The sequence below is a fragment of the Pseudooceanicola sp. NS-SX9 genome, assembly GCF_057380705.1.
In genome coordinates this window covers 2573923-2588506 of the sequence record NZ_CM170818.1, presented here as the reverse complement: position 1 = coordinate 2588506, position 14584 = coordinate 2573923, and the positions used below count along the sequence as shown (strand labels likewise).

Below are 14584 nucleotides of genomic sequence, written 5' to 3'. Positions count from 1 at the left end.
ATCTTGGGCGATCCGTCTGGGGTGGTCTTTGGGAAGGGATCAGGCGGGGCTGGCGGCCATGACGCACAGCAGTTCGTACATCATCGTGGCGCCCACCATCGCGGTCATGCCGGCGGGATCGAAGGGCGGCGAGACCTCGACCAGATCGGCGCCCGCCAGCGTCAGCCCCTGAAGGCTGCGAACCATCGCCTGGGCCTCGCGGGTGGTAAAGCCGCCGATCTCGGGGGTGCCGGTGCCGGGGGCGAAGGCCGGGTCGATGGCGTCGATGTCGAAGCTGACATAGGTGGGCCGGTCGCCGACGATGGCGCGGGCCTCGTCCATCACATCGGCCAGGCCGCGGGATTCGACCTCTTCGATGCGGATGATGCGGACGCCCTGTGCCAGGCCCCAGTCGATGTCGGCCTGGTCATAGGCGGCGCCCCGGATGCCGATCTGCACGACCCGCTTGGGATCCAGATAGCCGTCTTCGATGGCGCGGCGGAAGGGCGTGCCATGGGTAAAGCGGTTGCCGTTGAAATAGGTGTCGAACAGGTCCGTATGGGCGTCGAAATGGATCATCCCCAGCGGGGCCGCGGCGCCAAGCGCGCGCAGGATCGGGTAGGACACCAGATGATCGCCCCCCGCGCTGAGCGGCCGGATGCCGCGCGCCACCAGATCGGCGTAGAAGGCGGTGACGCGCGCCATCGTGTCCATCACATCGGCCGGGTTCACCGGGCAGTCGCCCAGATCGGCACAGTTCACCGTGGTGAAGGGGTTGATGCCCGAGGCCGGGTGGATGTGGCGCACCATGGTCGACTGGTCGCGCAGCTGGCGCGGCCCGTGGCGGGGGCCGGGGCGGTTGGTGGTGCCGCCGTCCCAGGGCACGCCCACCAGCCCGATCTGCACCTGATCCAGCGCCGGATGGCCGGGCGCAAGGTAGGGCAGCCGCATGAAGCTGGCGATCCCCGTGTAGCGCGGCGCCTGCATGCCCGAAACCGGGGCGAAGGACAGGGAAGAGGTGTCGGTCATGGTCGTCTCCGTGGTCGGCGCCGGGTTGCGCCTCGGGATCAGGTTGCCATGAAAGATCACGTCCAATAATACAGAACTTAAAAACCAAACGTCCGAAAAGGCCAACCTATGTCCAGCCATGTGCCGCCGATCAGCGATGTCGACCTGCGCCAGCTGCGGATCTTTCGCACCGTGGTCGAACAGAACGGCTTCAGCGCCGCGCAAGAGGTGCTGGGCCTGTCGCGTTCGACCATCAGCGCGCAGATGTCGGCGCTTGAGACGCGGCTGGGGCTGACGCTGTGCCGGCGGGGGCGCTCGGGCTTTGCGCTGACCGAAGAGGGCCGCAAGGTCTTCAACGAAACCGTCCGCTGCCTGGCCGCGCTGGAACATTTCCGCACCGAGATGGGGGTGATGCGCGGTCGCCTGGTGGGCGAGCTGCGCATCGGCCTGATCGACGCCATCGCCGAGCACCCGCAATGCCGGCTGTGGCAGGCGCTGGCGGATTTCAACCGCGAGGTGCCCGATGTGCATGTCTCGCTTTCGGTGATCGCGCCGAACCAGGCGGAAACCGCGCTGCTGAACCGGCGGATCGACATGGCGCTGGTGCCGAACCTGCCGATGAACGCCGGCATCGGGCTGGAGCCCCTGTTCCACGAAGCCCAGTACCTGTACTGCGGCGCAGGTCATCCGCTGTTCGGCCAGGATCCCGGCCAGCTGAAGCTGGACCAGATCGCCCGCCATGCCCATGCCCGGCGCAGCTATTCGGTGACGGCCGCCTACCAGACGATCTTTGCCGATCCGCCGGTCGCCTCGGTCAATGCGATGGAGGGGCTGGTGCATCTGGTCCTGAGCGGGCGCTATCTGGGCGTCATGCCCGAACACACCGCCCGCGCCTGGGTCGAGCAGGGCCGGATGCAGGCGCTGCGCCCCGACGTGATCCGCTTTGACCTCGGGATCTGCCTGGCGCATTTCGTCCAGCCAGAGCTGTCGCAGATCGCCCAGGTGTTCCGGCGGATGCTTTTGCAGGCACATCGGCCGCAGCTGGGCCCGCGTCCGGCCGCCGCACCGCTGGATCCATAGGCCCGCAGGATCTGGCCCTGTCCTTTCCCGGCGCCAGGGTGTTCCCTGCGCCCGACGCAACGGGGGGCCTCCTTCCCCCCGCCACCACGGAGACCCCCCATGAAAAAGACCGCCCTGATCACCGGCGCCACCGCCGGTTTCGGAGACGCCATTGCCCGCCGCCTCGTGGCCGAGGGCTGGAAGGTTGTCGTGACCGGCCGCCGCGCGGATCGCCTGAGCGCCCTGGTCGAGGCCCTGGGCGGCCCCGCCATCGCCCATCCGCTGTGCTTCGACATCCGCGACGAGGCCGCGACCCGCGCCGCCATCGACAGCCTGCCGGTGGAATTCACCCGCATCGACGCGCTGGTCAACAATGCCGGGCTGGCGCGCGGCACGGCGCCGGCGCAGCACTGCGACCTGGGCGACTGGAAGGCGATGATCGACACCAATGTCACCGGCCTTGCCACCATGACGCGGCTGCTGCTGGATCGCCTGATCGAGACCCGCGGCCTGATCGTCAACCTGTCCTCCATCGCCGCGCACTGGCCCTATCCGGGCGGCAATGTCTACGGCGGCACCAAGGCCTTCGTGCGGCAGTTCTCGCTGGGGCTTCGGGCCGATCTGGCGGGTACCGGCGTGCGCGTCACCTCGATCGAACCGGGGATGGCGGAAAGCGAATTCACCCTGGTGCGCACGGGCGGCAACCAGGAGGCCTACGACAAGCTCTATGCCGGCGCCCATCCCCTGCAGCCCGAGGACATCGCCGAGACCATCGCCTGGGTCGCGGGGCTGCCCGCCCATGTCAACATCAACGCGCTCGAGGTCATGCCGGTCAGCCAGGGCTGGGGCCCGCTGGCCGTGCACCGCGGCTGAGACCCTCGGGCGGGGGGGGCACCGGCCGAAGCCTTATGGCGGCGGCCTTCCGGCTCGGGCCCTCTGACGGGGGGCCGCCGGCGGGGGGCTACCGGCAAAGGCCCTCGGGCTTAGGCTCACCGGCCGAGGCCCACCGACCGAGGCGCACCGGCGGGGGCCTATCGGCCGAAACCCTCTGGCGTGGGCACATCGGCTGATGCCTTCCTGCGGGGGGCCACCGGCCGGGGACGCAAGGTCAGGACACGGGTGGGATGGCCCTCGGGGGGCGGGCCTCCCGGGCGGCGGGGAACCGCAGTCGGGGCCTTCGGGTTGGGTGGGCGATGCCGCATCGCGGCGCAACCCGCCCCCCGAAGGACCCCGCAATGCCTGACACCGCCCCGCCTGCCGCCCCCGAACGCCCCATTGCCGTCTACGGGGCGCTGGCGGCCAACCTGCTGATCGCGGTCGCGAAATTCGCCGCGGCGAGCTTTACCGGCAGTGCCTCGATGCTGTCCGAGGCGGTGCATTCGGTGGTCGATACCGGCAACGAGGCGCTTCTGCTGCTGGGCGTGCGGCGTTCGCACAAGCCCGCCAATGCCCGCCACCCCTTCGGCTATGGCAAGGAGCTGTACTTCTGGTCGCTGCTGGTGGCGATGCTGCTGTTCCTGCTGGGCGGCGGCCTGTCGGTCTGGCAGGGGATCCGCCACATCCGCGCCCCCGAACCGATCGAGGCGCCGGTCTGGAACTACGCCGTGCTGGGCATCGCCCTGCTGGCCGAGGGCACGTCCTTCGTCATCGCCCTGCGCGCCCTGATGAAGACCCGCAAGCCCGGCGAGGGGATCCTGCGCACCTTTCGCCGCAGCAAGGACCCGGCCGTCTACATCGTCGTGGCCGAGGATTTCGCCGCCCTTCTGGGCATCCTGGCCGCCGCCGCCGGGGTCTGGCTGTCGGTGACATGGGATGCGCCGGTCTGGGATGGGGTGGCCTCGGTGGCGATCGGGGTCATCCTGATCGCGGTGGCGGCGCTGCTGATCGGGGAAACCCGGGCGCTGATCATGGGCGAGGCCGCGGATGAGGATCTGGTGGCCTCGGTCCGGGCGCTGGCCGCGGCGGACCCCTGCGTGGCGCAGGTGACGCATCTGCTGACCATGCATTTCGCCCCCGACCAGGTGCTGCTGAACATCGAGATCCGCTTTGATCCCGGCGCCTCGGGGGCGCAGGTCTTCGAGACGGTCGAGCGTGTCCAGGCCCACATCCGCAAGGCCCACCCCGAGGTCAGCCGGATCTTCCTGGAGGTCGAGGCCCTGCGGCAGGCCGCCTGATCACAGGTAGCGCCCGGCCAGATCCATCGTCGAGCGCCGCCCGAGCGCCCCGCGATGCTTGGTCAGCCAGGTGTCGGCGGCGGCCTGGCCGTGGTCGCGCAGCTCCTCCAGCAGCGGCCACGAGGGCATCAGCTTGGACTCCTGATCCAGCTTCGACATATGCGCCTCGTCGTGGATTTCATGAAAGCGCAGGTCGCGCACCGCCTTCATCAGCCCAGTGGGCACCAGCAGGGGCTGGGCGCGCAGTTCCTCTTTCAGCAGCGCCAGACCGCGCATTTCCCGCAGCAGGCCCTGGTTGAAGGTCAGTTCGTTGATGCGGGCGGCGATGGCCTCGGGGTCGGTCGGGGTCTCGTCATGGTCGAGCGGGTTGATGGTGATCAGCAGCAGGTCACTGACCGGAGAATGGCGCACCAGCGGCAGCAGCGGCGGGTTGGCGGAATAGCCGCCGTCCCAGTAATCCACCCCGTCGATGCTGACCGGCGGGAACAGCCCCGGCAGGCAGGCCGAGGCCAACAGGACCTCGGGCGTCATTTCCGCGCGGGTAAAGATCCGCGCGGCGCCGGTGCGCGCATCGGTGGCCGAGATGAACAACTGCGGCCCGGCGCCGCCGCGCAGCGCCTCGAAGTCGATGATGCTGGTCAGGATGTCGCGCAGCATGTCCTGGGTGGCACGGCCCTGGGCGGGGCGGGCGCGCAGGTTGACCATGCCGCCGGTCAGTGTCGACCACCAGGCCCCCGCCGCCGACAGCACGCCCGGGAAGGCCTCGATCAGGGGAAAGATCGGGAAGGCGGCGCGGGCGGCCTCGTTGATCTCGGTCCAGAAGCGTGCGAGGGCCTCGCGGGCCTCTTCGGGGCGGCCGTTGACCAGCCCCGAGGCCGCCACCACCGCATTCATCCCCCCCGCACTGGCGCCCGAAAGCGCCGCGATGGTCAGGTCCTTTTCCTGCAGCAGACGGTCCAGCGCGCCCCAGGTGAAGGCCCCATGTGCCCCACCGCCTTGCAGGGCCACGTCGAGCGATATCGGCTTGGCTGGTACGACCATCAGGGACCTCTGGCTGGATGCGGTTGTGCTGCAGTGCAGCGTAGTGTGCTTGTCCGGTTCCGGCCAGCGATTTCCTGCACGGCACGGGCGGCGCTGCCTGTGTCTTGGGCAGGCGGGGGCGGCCGCGCACCGGCATTGACGCCACACCCCTGGGCGGCGGCCTGCCTGCGGAACGTATTTCTGTTTGCGCGGCCGGAAAACTGGGTCAAACCATGGCCCACGCTTTTTGACCGGAGAGACGCATGACCGTCGATCATCCTGACCGCCGCCGTTTCCTGGCGGCAGCCGCCGGCGCCGGTGCCTTTTTCGTGCTGCCGCAGCTGGCGCGCGCCCAGGCGGCGATCACCGCCGCGGGCGTCACGCTGGGGGATCCGCAGCCCTTCAGCTTTGACGCGCTGCGCGCCATGGCGCGCGACATGGCCCAGAAACCCTATGCGCCGGTGCCGGTGCCCGATGCCGATCTGATCCACGACATCGACTACGAGGCCCACAGCCAGATCCGCTTTCGCAAGGATCAGGCGCTCTACAACGGGCTGCCACAGGATTTCCCCGTCGATTTCTTCTACCCCGGCCGCTACTTCCCCGATCCGGTGCAGATCTTCGTCCTGCAGGATGGCCAGGCGCGCGAAGTACCGTTCTCGAAGGATTTCTTCGACATTCCCGATGGCAACCCGGCACAGAAGCTGACCAAGACCGACGGATTTGCGGGGTTCTCGGTGCAAGATACCACCACGGGCAACGACTGGATGTCGTTCCTGGGCGCCTCGTACTGGCGCACGGCGGGCTATTCGGGCCAGTTCGGCCTGTCGGCCCGCGGCCTGGCGCTGGATACCGGCCTGCCCGACGGCGCCGAGGAATTCCCGCGCTTTTCGCGCTTTTGGCTGCAGGAACAGGGCGACGGGCGCATCACCACCTATGCGCTGCTGGAAAGCCCCCGCGCCACCGGCGCCTACCAGATCCTGTCCTGGCAGGACCAGGGTGTCATCCAGGAGGTATCGGCCGACATCTTCCTGCGCGGTGACGTGCGCCGGCTGGGTCTGGCGCCGCTGACCTCGATGTACTGGTTCGGCAAGCACGACCGGCAGGTCAGTTCCGACTGGCGCCCCGAGGTCCACGACAGCGACGGCCTTGAGATCCATTCCGGCAACGGAGAGCGCATCTTCCGGCCGCTGAACAACCCGCCGCTGGTGATGACCAACAGCTTCTCGACCACCGATCCCAAGGGCTTCGGGCTGATGCAGCGGGACCGCAACTTTGCCGATTACCAGGACGACGCGGTGTTCTACGAGAAACGCGCCTCGGCCTGGATCGAGCCGATGGGCGACTGGGGCGCCGGGGCCGTCACCCTGATCGAACTGCCCACCAATGACGAGACCTTCGACAATATCGTGGCCTTCTGGACGCCCCAGGCGGCGGCGGCCAACGGATCGGAATACAGCCTGCAATACCGCCTCAGCTGGCTGGAAGACTGCCCCGTGCCGCCGGTCAGCGCCCGCTTTACCGCGGTGCGCATCGGTGCCGGTGGATCGCCCGGCCAGGAACGTCCCAAGGGTGTTGTCCGCATCGTCTGCGATTTCGACGGCATGGGCTTTGAACAGCTGCATGCCGGGCCCGACACGCTGCCGGTGGTGACCAGCACGCGGGGTACGGTTTCGGGGGGGACGGCCTATCCGGTGGTGGGGCAGGCCTATTGGCGGGCGCTGTTCGATCTGGATTTCTCCAAGCTGGCCTCGGATGACAACCAGCCGATCGATCTGCGCATCTTTGTCCAGCACGGCGGCAATGCGATGACCGAGACCCTGCTGTTGCAACTTTTCCCGTCGCAGTTGCGTGCACTGCTGGCGCGGCACGGCTGAGGCGCGGCGGGTGCCCCGGTGGCAGGCAGGCCCGGGGCATGCGGTTCTGAAGCATTGTAAAAAAGCCCTTTGCGGCGGCCGGAATGATTGTTTGGTGCCGCAAAGGCAGCTAAGAAGCGCCGGTGAATTCGGGGCTTTAATTCCGCTTATGGGAATCGAAACGGACGCGGATCGTTTCTTGTCTTGAGCCTGCGGGCGGGCTGGATCAGGCTGGCCTTATCGGACCCGTAGGGTTTTGGCAGCGCGCAAAAAGACAAGGGTGTACGTAGAATTACGGGTCGCGCCCTGCGTGTGGGATCTGTAAGTGCAAAGCAGACCGGCCGGGCAGCTGCGCCCGTGGCGGAATAACGGGAATGCCGATGGTGACGGTTTTCAATTGCATCGCTTACGCGCACAACCGCTGGCTGGTCCTGCTGGCGGTGCTGATCTGCCTGGCCGGCAGCTGGGTTTCGGCTCGGCTGTTCAAGCGTGCCCGGCGGACCGGCGGTGTCACCCGGGCGGGCTGGCATTTCCTGGCGGCCCTGGCGGGGGGCGTGTCGATCTGGTGCACTCATTTCGTGGCGATGCTGGGGTTTGATCCCGGGATGCCTGTCACGTTCGACCCGATCCTGACGGCGCTTTCGGTGCTGGTGGCCGTAATGGGGCTGACGCTGGGCTTCTTGCTGGCCGGGCGACCGGGATCGGCCAACCGGGCGACGTTCGGGGGGGCGGTTGTGGGACTGGCGGTGGCGGGGATGCATTTCACCGGCATGCTGGCCTATCGCATCCAGGGGGTGGTCTACTGGAACGGCGCGATGCTGGCATTGGCGGTGGCGATGGTGGTGCTGTGCTGCGCCCTGGCCCTGCGCGCCGGCATGAGCCGCCTGCGCCGGGCGGCCGATCTGATGGCGGGGCTGATGGCGATCGGCATCCTGCTGGTGCATTTCACCGCCATGAGCGCGCTGACGGTGGTGCCGCTCGACACGCCGCATGGCATGTTCAACGCCGAGGCCTTCCACGTGCTGGCGCTGGCCATCGCGCTGATGTCGACGCTGGTGGTGGCGGCGGGGCTGGTCAGCTACCTGATCGACGACCAGTCGCGCTCGGAAAACGTGGAACGTCTGCGCCAGATGGCGGTGACCGACACGCTGACCGATCTGGCGAACCGTTCGGGGTTCGACAGCCGGCTGGACCTGGAGCTGGCCTTGGCAAAGGATCAGCGCACCAAGGTGGCGCTGGTTGGCATCGACCTGAACCGCTTCAAGGAAATCAACGACCTGCGCGGCCACAAGACCGGCGATGACGTGCTGCGGGTGCTGGGCCACCGGCTGAAATCCGTGACCCGTCCCGAGGAAGGCGAATTCGTGGCCCGCGTCGGCGGCGATGAATTTGCAGCATTGCTGCGGCTGGACGGCACCCATGATCTGTCGAATTTCCTCGAACGGCTGGAGGAGGTGCTGCACAAGCCCATCCGCCTTGAGGATTACGAGATCCTGCCCGGCGCCAGCCTGGGCGTGGCGCTGTTTCCCGACGATGCTGCCGACCGCGAGGCGCTGGTGCAGAATGCCGATCTGGCGATGTACCGGGCCAAGAACGACATGTCGCGCAAGATCTGCTACTACGAAAAGGACATGGACGAGCTGGTGAAGGCCCGCCGCCGCATGTCGGTCGAGCTGCGCGGTGCCGTCACCCGCGACGAGCTGGAAGTGCATTACCAGGTCCAGACCCTTGTCGTCACCGGCGAGGCCCTGGGCTATGAGGCGCTGCTGCGGTGGAAGCACCCCGGCCAGGGCTACATTCCGCCATCGGATTTCATTCCGCTGGCCGAAGAGACCGGGGTGATCCTGGACATTGGCGAATGGGTGTTGCGGCGGGCCTGCGCGGATGCCGCGCTGTGGGCGCAGCCCTACACGGTGGCGGTGAACCTCTCGGCGGTGCAGTTCAACCATGCGGACCTGCCGCGGCTGATTGGCGAGGTGCTGCAGGAAACCGGCCTGCCGCCGCACCGGCTGGAGCTGGAGCTGACGGAATCCACCGTTTTTGCCGATGGCGACCGGGCGCGCAACATCCTGCGGCAGATCAAGAAGCTGGGGGTGAAGGTGGCGCTGGACGATTTCGGCACGGGCTATTCGTCGCTCGACACGCTGCTGAGTTTCCCGTTCGACAAGATCAAGATCGACCGCGCCTTCGTCCACGAGGCGCAGACCAACCCGCAGACCATCGCCATCATCCGCGCCATACTGGCGCTTGGCCATGGCCTGGGGCTGTCGGTTCTGGCCGAGGGGATCGAGACCGAGGACCAGCTGAACATCCTGGAAATCGAGGGCTGTACCGAGGGGCAGGGCTTTTTGCTGGGCCATCCGCAACCGATGAGCCAGCTTGTGGCCGAAGGTGCGCTGCAACTGGTGCCGGGCGCGGCCGAGGCGCTGGCGCGGCGCTCGGCCTGAAGACGCCTTCGGGCCCGAGGTCCCTTGGGGCCAGGCTGCGGACCGGCTGTTCCGCGTCCCGTTCCGCTTGCGACGTGTTGGGGTCCCGGGGCTGACCGTCTGCCTCTGGGCTTTGGCAGGCCCGCGCCCCCTTGGGGATGCCGGCCTGGCGCGCAGCCCGGGCCTGCGGTCAGTCCATCGCGTGCCGCCAGATCGGCAGGCGGGCAATGCGGTCCAGCAGCAGCGGGCCCACCGTCACCACGGCGATCAGCCGCACGGTCTGGAAGGCAATGACCAGGCTGACGTTGGCCTTGGCGGCGGCGGCGATCATCACCACCGTGTCGATGCTGCCGGGGGCGGTGATCAGGAAGCCGGTCAGGAAATCGGTGCCCAGCACCAGGCAGGCGATGCCGCCCAGGCCTGCGCTCAGCGCCACCAGCACCAGGCTGGAGGCCAGCACGGCGGGCACCAGCTGCAACACCTGCAGCAGCACCGGCCGGGTGAAGCGCAGCCCCACCTGCAGCCCGAGCGCCAGGAACACCAGATCGCGCAGCGCCATCGGCAGGCTGACATGGACCAGGCCCGAGAGCTCGGCCGCGCTGCCCAGCAGCATCGGGATCAGCATCGAGGCGGCGGGTAGCCGCGACAGCCGCGCCGCGGGCAGCCCGCAAAGCGCGATCAGCCCCATCACCACATAGCCCCAGGGCGCGCCCAGCAGGGGCAGTTCGGCGGCGACCGGGGCGGGGGCTGCGGTACCTGGCACCAGCGCCGAGATCACCGACAGCGTGACGATCACCGTGGCCAGACGCAGGTACTGCATCAGTGCGACGATGCGGCTGTCGATGCCGCGCTCCTGGGCGATCAGCACCATGGCGCTGGCCATGCCCGGCAGGCTGCCCATGATCGCCGCGCCGCTGTCGACGCGGGTGGCGCGGTGCAGCCCCCAGCCGGCCGCGAAGGCGAACAGCAGCGTCAGCGCGGTGAAGATCAGCAGCAGCGGCCAGTATTGTCCCACCTCGCCCAGCAGCGCCGGGGACAGGCTGTTGGCCAGGATTGCGCCCACCACGCCCTGGACCAGCTGCATCAGCCGTTTCGGCAGTTTCAGCCCGCTGTCGCGGACCCCGAAGATGATCCCCGCCGCCATCGCACCCAACAGCACCGCGGCCGGCAGCCCCAGCAGCACCAGCGGCACCGACAGGACGGCGGCCAGCAGGATCAGAAGGGTCCAGGACAGCGGGGCGGACAGGGTGGGGGATGCGGCCATGGGGGCTCCGGGCTGAGGCCCTGCATCGGCGGGGCGTTCGGGGGATCTGGCCCGAGCCCTATGCCGCAAGGGGCGCCGCCGCAAGGCAGCCGCGCCGCACAGCCGGTCTCGCCAGGATGCACCCTTGCCGCCCGCTGCTGGGGGATGGTCGTGCCCGGCAAGGCGCGGCATGGGGCGGGCCAGGGTGCCGTTTGCCGGCCGGGTCCTTTGGGCGGGATCGGTCCGGCCGGGGCAGGTGGCCGGTCCGGCGTGATCGTGGCGCCGAGGCATGGGGCGCAAACCCTTGCAGTCCGGCGTGCCCTGCCAGAGGGGGGCGGCGCTGGTCCCCGTAACGGCGCGGGGCGTGCGGCCGGGGTCTCTGGCGGGGGCGGATCAGGCGCGCTCTGAGCGGAGGGCCTTGGCTCCGGGGTGGCAACCGGAGCGGCTTGGGGGCCGCTGGGACCGTTGGCGGGGGCTGATCAGGGTCCCTGCCGGGACGAGCTGGGTTCGGCACCCGAGCCGCGCGGAGGCAAGCGGTTCGGGCCTTTGGCCGGGACCGATCCGGCGCATCCCGTCGGGAGCGCGGGGGCCGGGGCCGATATGGCTGCGCCGGAGGGGCAGGCCCGGGGAGGCCCGGGGCCCGGCCGGGCCGGTGACCTGCCGCGTGGGCTCGGGTCCTGGGCGGAAAGGGGGACGCCGGAAGGGCATTGGGGAAATGACGTCAGGCCGGACGGCGGGCAGAGGGCGGCGGCGGTCCGTCTGCAGACCCTGACGGGCATGCCCCCCGCCGAAGACCGCGCGCCCCGGCGGGGGGCGGCCGGTTGGCCCTGACCCTGTGGAACCCGCTTGCGCAGATGTCAGGAACGGCCCATCGCAAAGGTCATCGACGGCCGGTCGGTTCGGGTTTCAGCCAGGACCCGCCGGCTTGGCACAGGGCCCGCCCGGGGCGGCATGCACGGGCGCTTCCGGGGGGGGGGCGGGGCGGCCCTTGGCAGGGCCCGCTGGACGGGTTCCGGCCCGGGCCGGGCCCGTTGGCAGGGACAGGCCCTTTGGATGGCGCCTCGGGCGGGCCGACGGCGCGCCGGGGCCGTCGAAACGGCGGATCGCGGTTGCTCCGGGCGATCGGCGTGCCACCCGGGGCGCAGCCCGGTCGGCGGCCTTCCGGCTGTCCCGCGGCAAGCCCGCGCTCAGCGGGTGCCCAGAAGCCCCGGCTGTGCCCCGATGATCACCACCACGCCCGCGCCGACGCCCTCGTCGGGATTGGCGGCGATGGGGTGGATCTCGACCGACATCGGCCTGCTGTCGTACTGGCCGCTGACGCACACCGTTTCGCCGGTCTCGGCGACCTGTTCCGCCAGCTTCGCCAGATCCGCGAAATCCAGCCGCGGCCCCACCACCGTCAAGGACCGCGCCACGTCGTGGCTCTCCAGCCGGAACCATTCGGCGATCAGCTGGCTGAACCGACGGATCCGCGCCTTGGCATCCAGGAAGATCACCCCCACCTGCAGGATCTGCAGCACCAGCTCGGTGTTGGAATTCAGCTCCGAGAGCAGCTCGATCTTGCGCTCGTGCTCGGCCGAGACCGACACCAGCTCCTCGTTGACCGCATGCAGTTCCTCGTTCGAGCTTTGCAGCTCTTCGTTCGAGGCCTGAAGTTCCTCGTTCGAGGCCTGCAATTCCTCGTTCGAGGCCTGCAACTCCTCGCCGCTGGCCTCCAGCCGTTCGGTGACATGCTGCAGGGTTTCCTCGGTCAGCCGCAGGTCGCGCTCCAGTTCCTGGATGCGGCGGGTGACAAGGGTCATGTCCTCCTGCTTGTCGGCGCCCTCGTCGAAGTTGCGCAGATGGATGATCTTCTCGCCCTCGCCCTCGGCTTCTTCCATCTGCAGGCGCACCAGCATCAGCTTGCTGCGCGACTTCTGGTCCAGCGCCTCGACATGGACGACGCAGCTCTGGCGGCGGCCGTTGCCCAGGTCGATCTCGACCTGGCGCTCATAGGTTTCCAGCTGGCCCTGACGCAGGCGTTCCATCGCGACGTTCAGCACGAAATGCAGATCCGGGTGGACGATGTCCTCGACCGTCCAGTCCGCCAGGTTGTTCATCGTGTCGACAAAGACCGAGGCGGCGCCGAACCAGGCCAGCACGATGCCGTCGCCGGTGATCAGGATCGAGGAGGGCGCATAGCGTTTCAGCATCGCATCATAGGCGCGCATCAGCAGATCGCGGTTGCGCAGTTCCGCGATGTCCGAGGCGATCGACAGGTCGCGTCGTGGCACCCGGCCGGCCGGCGGTTCCGTGCCCAGGGAACTGGCGCCGCGGAACCGCCCCGACAGCACCGAACGATCCAGCATCCGCTTTTGCGACTGCTTCTGGAAGACCCGCCAGCGGCTGTCCAGAACCTTGAATTCCGAGGCATATTTGCCCAGGCTTTCCGAGGGGCCCAGGAACAGATAGCCCTCTTTGCGCAGCCCGAACAGGAACATCGAGATCACCCGCCCCTGCGGTTCGTCGTTCAGGTAGATGAACAGGTTGCGGCACGAGATCAGGTCGAGGTTCATGAACGGCGGGTCAGACAGCACGTCATGGACCGAAAAGATGATCTTCTGGCGCAGCGTCTGGGCCACTGAATAGCCGTTGCGGCGCCGTTCGAAATAGCGCAGGCGCAGTTCTTCGGGGATCTTGGCCAGCGCGCTTTCGGGATAAAGCCCGGTCGAGGCGCGCTCCAGCGAGCCGCGGTGCACATCGGTGGCGATCACCCGGAACCGGCGCTGCGATCCGGCGGCGATCAGCGCCTCGGAGAGTTCGATGGCGATGGTATAGGCCTCTTCGCCGCTGGCGCAGGCCGGCACCCAGACGCGCAGCGGCTTGTCGTCCTGACCCTCGCGCGCCAGCACGTCCAGCACCTTCTTGCGCAGCGTCGCCATGCCGTCGGGATCGCGGTAGAATTCGGTCACGCCGATCAGCAGGTCCTGATACAGCTCGTCCAGGGCGCCGGGATCATTGGCCAGGATCTCGATGTATTCCTTCTGCGATCCGATGCCGCGCAGATGCTGGCGGCGCTCGATCCGGCGCATCACGTTGGTGGGCTTGTAGGAGGAAAAGTCGACCCGGTAGCGGTCCTCCAGCAGGCGGAAGATGCCGCTGTCAAAGCTTTCCGTGGCTTGGCGCTGCAGCACCTGGCGGCGGCTGCCCGAGAAGATCTCCTGGATGGCCGAGGGGATTTCGGCGGCCGAGAGCACCCGGTCCACCGCGCCCGAGCTGATCGCCGACAGCGGCATCGAGGAAAACGCGGCCTCGGAGGGCGACTGCACGATCACCGCGCAGCCCTTGTCGCGCAGGGCATGGGCGCCGCGGGTGCCGTCATTGCCCGAACCCGACAGGATCACCGCAGCGGTCCGCGACGGATCGCGCGTCGTCAGAGAGCTGAGAAAGGCGTCGATCGACAGCCGCGGCAAAGCGTCGCCGTCGGAATAGAAACGGGTGTGAAAGCGGCCTCCGACCAGCTCGACCATGGTGTTGGGCCGGTTCAGAAAGATCGTGTCGGCCTCCAGCGCCAGGCCGTCCTCGATATGGCGGATGCGCAGGCGCGACTTGCGGCCCAGCAATTCATCCATCATCGAGCGATAATCCGGCGACAGGTGCTGGATGACGACAAAGCACCAGCCGGCATGTTCCGGTGCGGTCTCGAAAAAATGTTCCAGCGGCTCAAGGCCACCGGCCGAGGCGCCGATGGCGACCAGGTTCAGGTCATCGCCGCCACGGACCGTTTCCAAAGTACCCGTCACGGTCGACCTCCCGGTTTTCTTCACGTTATTTCCTTGG

General features: G+C 68.4%; 9 protein-coding genes. 5 read left to right on the top strand and 4 right to left on the bottom strand.

Features of this window, described 5'->3' with window-relative positions; all coding sequences use genetic code 11:
• Positions 1–39: 39 nt before the first annotated feature.
• Positions 40–1008, bottom strand: coding sequence for an agmatinase (speB, locus tag AC2ITM_RS12215; protein WP_486466916.1), 969 nt, complete (start codon positions 1006–1008; stop codon positions 40–42).
• 108 nt (positions 1009–1116) lie between these two features.
• On the opposite strand from speB, the gene AC2ITM_RS12210 reads away from it, so the two are divergent.
• From AC2ITM_RS12210 to AC2ITM_RS12200, 3 genes are all read left to right on the top strand, one after another.
• Positions 1117–2067 (top strand): LysR family transcriptional regulator, encoded by a 951-nt coding sequence (locus tag AC2ITM_RS12210; RefSeq protein WP_486466915.1) that lies wholly within the window; start codon positions 1117–1119, stop codon positions 2065–2067.
• Positions 2068–2166: 99 nt separating this feature from the next.
• Positions 2167–2919 (top strand): SDR family NAD(P)-dependent oxidoreductase, encoded by a 753-nt coding sequence (locus AC2ITM_RS12205; protein ID WP_486466914.1) that lies wholly within the window; start codon positions 2167–2169, stop codon positions 2917–2919.
• Positions 2920–3281: 362 nt separating this feature from the next.
• Positions 3282–4220 carry a cation diffusion facilitator family transporter gene (locus AC2ITM_RS12200; protein WP_486466913.1) on the top strand — a complete coding sequence of 313 codons (939 nt, stop codon included), beginning with the start codon at positions 3282–3284 and terminating at the stop codon, positions 4218–4220.
• Here the strand turns inward: AC2ITM_RS12200 and AC2ITM_RS12195 are convergent, their stop codons facing one another.
• On the bottom strand, positions 4221–5261 hold the full coding sequence (locus tag AC2ITM_RS12195; RefSeq protein ID WP_486466912.1) for a patatin-like phospholipase family protein: 1041 nt from the start codon (positions 5259–5261) through the stop codon (positions 4221–4223).
• Between the two features lie 242 nt (positions 5262–5503).
• Between AC2ITM_RS12195 and AC2ITM_RS12190 the strand changes: the two genes are divergently transcribed.
• The gene (locus AC2ITM_RS12190) at positions 5504–7117 is read left to right on the top strand and encodes an OpgD/OpgG family glucan biosynthesis protein (protein ID WP_486466911.1); all 1614 of its coding nucleotides are present in this window, start codon (positions 5504–5506) and stop codon (positions 7115–7117) included.
• A 359-nt stretch (positions 7118–7476) separates the two neighbouring features.
• Positions 7477–9543, top strand: a complete 2067-nt coding sequence (locus AC2ITM_RS12185) for a putative bifunctional diguanylate cyclase/phosphodiesterase (protein WP_486466910.1) — start codon at positions 7477–7479, stop codon at positions 9541–9543.
• Between the two features lie 169 nt (positions 9544–9712).
• On the opposite strand, the gene AC2ITM_RS12180 is transcribed toward AC2ITM_RS12185, so the two are convergent.
• Together AC2ITM_RS12180 and AC2ITM_RS12175 are read right to left on the bottom strand one after the other, a co-directional pair.
• Positions 9713–10786, bottom strand: coding sequence for an AbrB family transcriptional regulator (locus AC2ITM_RS12180; RefSeq protein WP_486466909.1), 1074 nt, complete (start codon positions 10784–10786; stop codon positions 9713–9715).
• 1166 nt (positions 10787–11952) lie between these two features.
• A complete protein-coding gene (locus AC2ITM_RS12175; RefSeq protein ID WP_486466908.1) occupies positions 11953–14547 on the bottom strand; it encodes a CheR family methyltransferase in 2595 nt (864 codons plus the stop codon).
• Positions 14548–14584 lie beyond the last annotated feature (37 nt).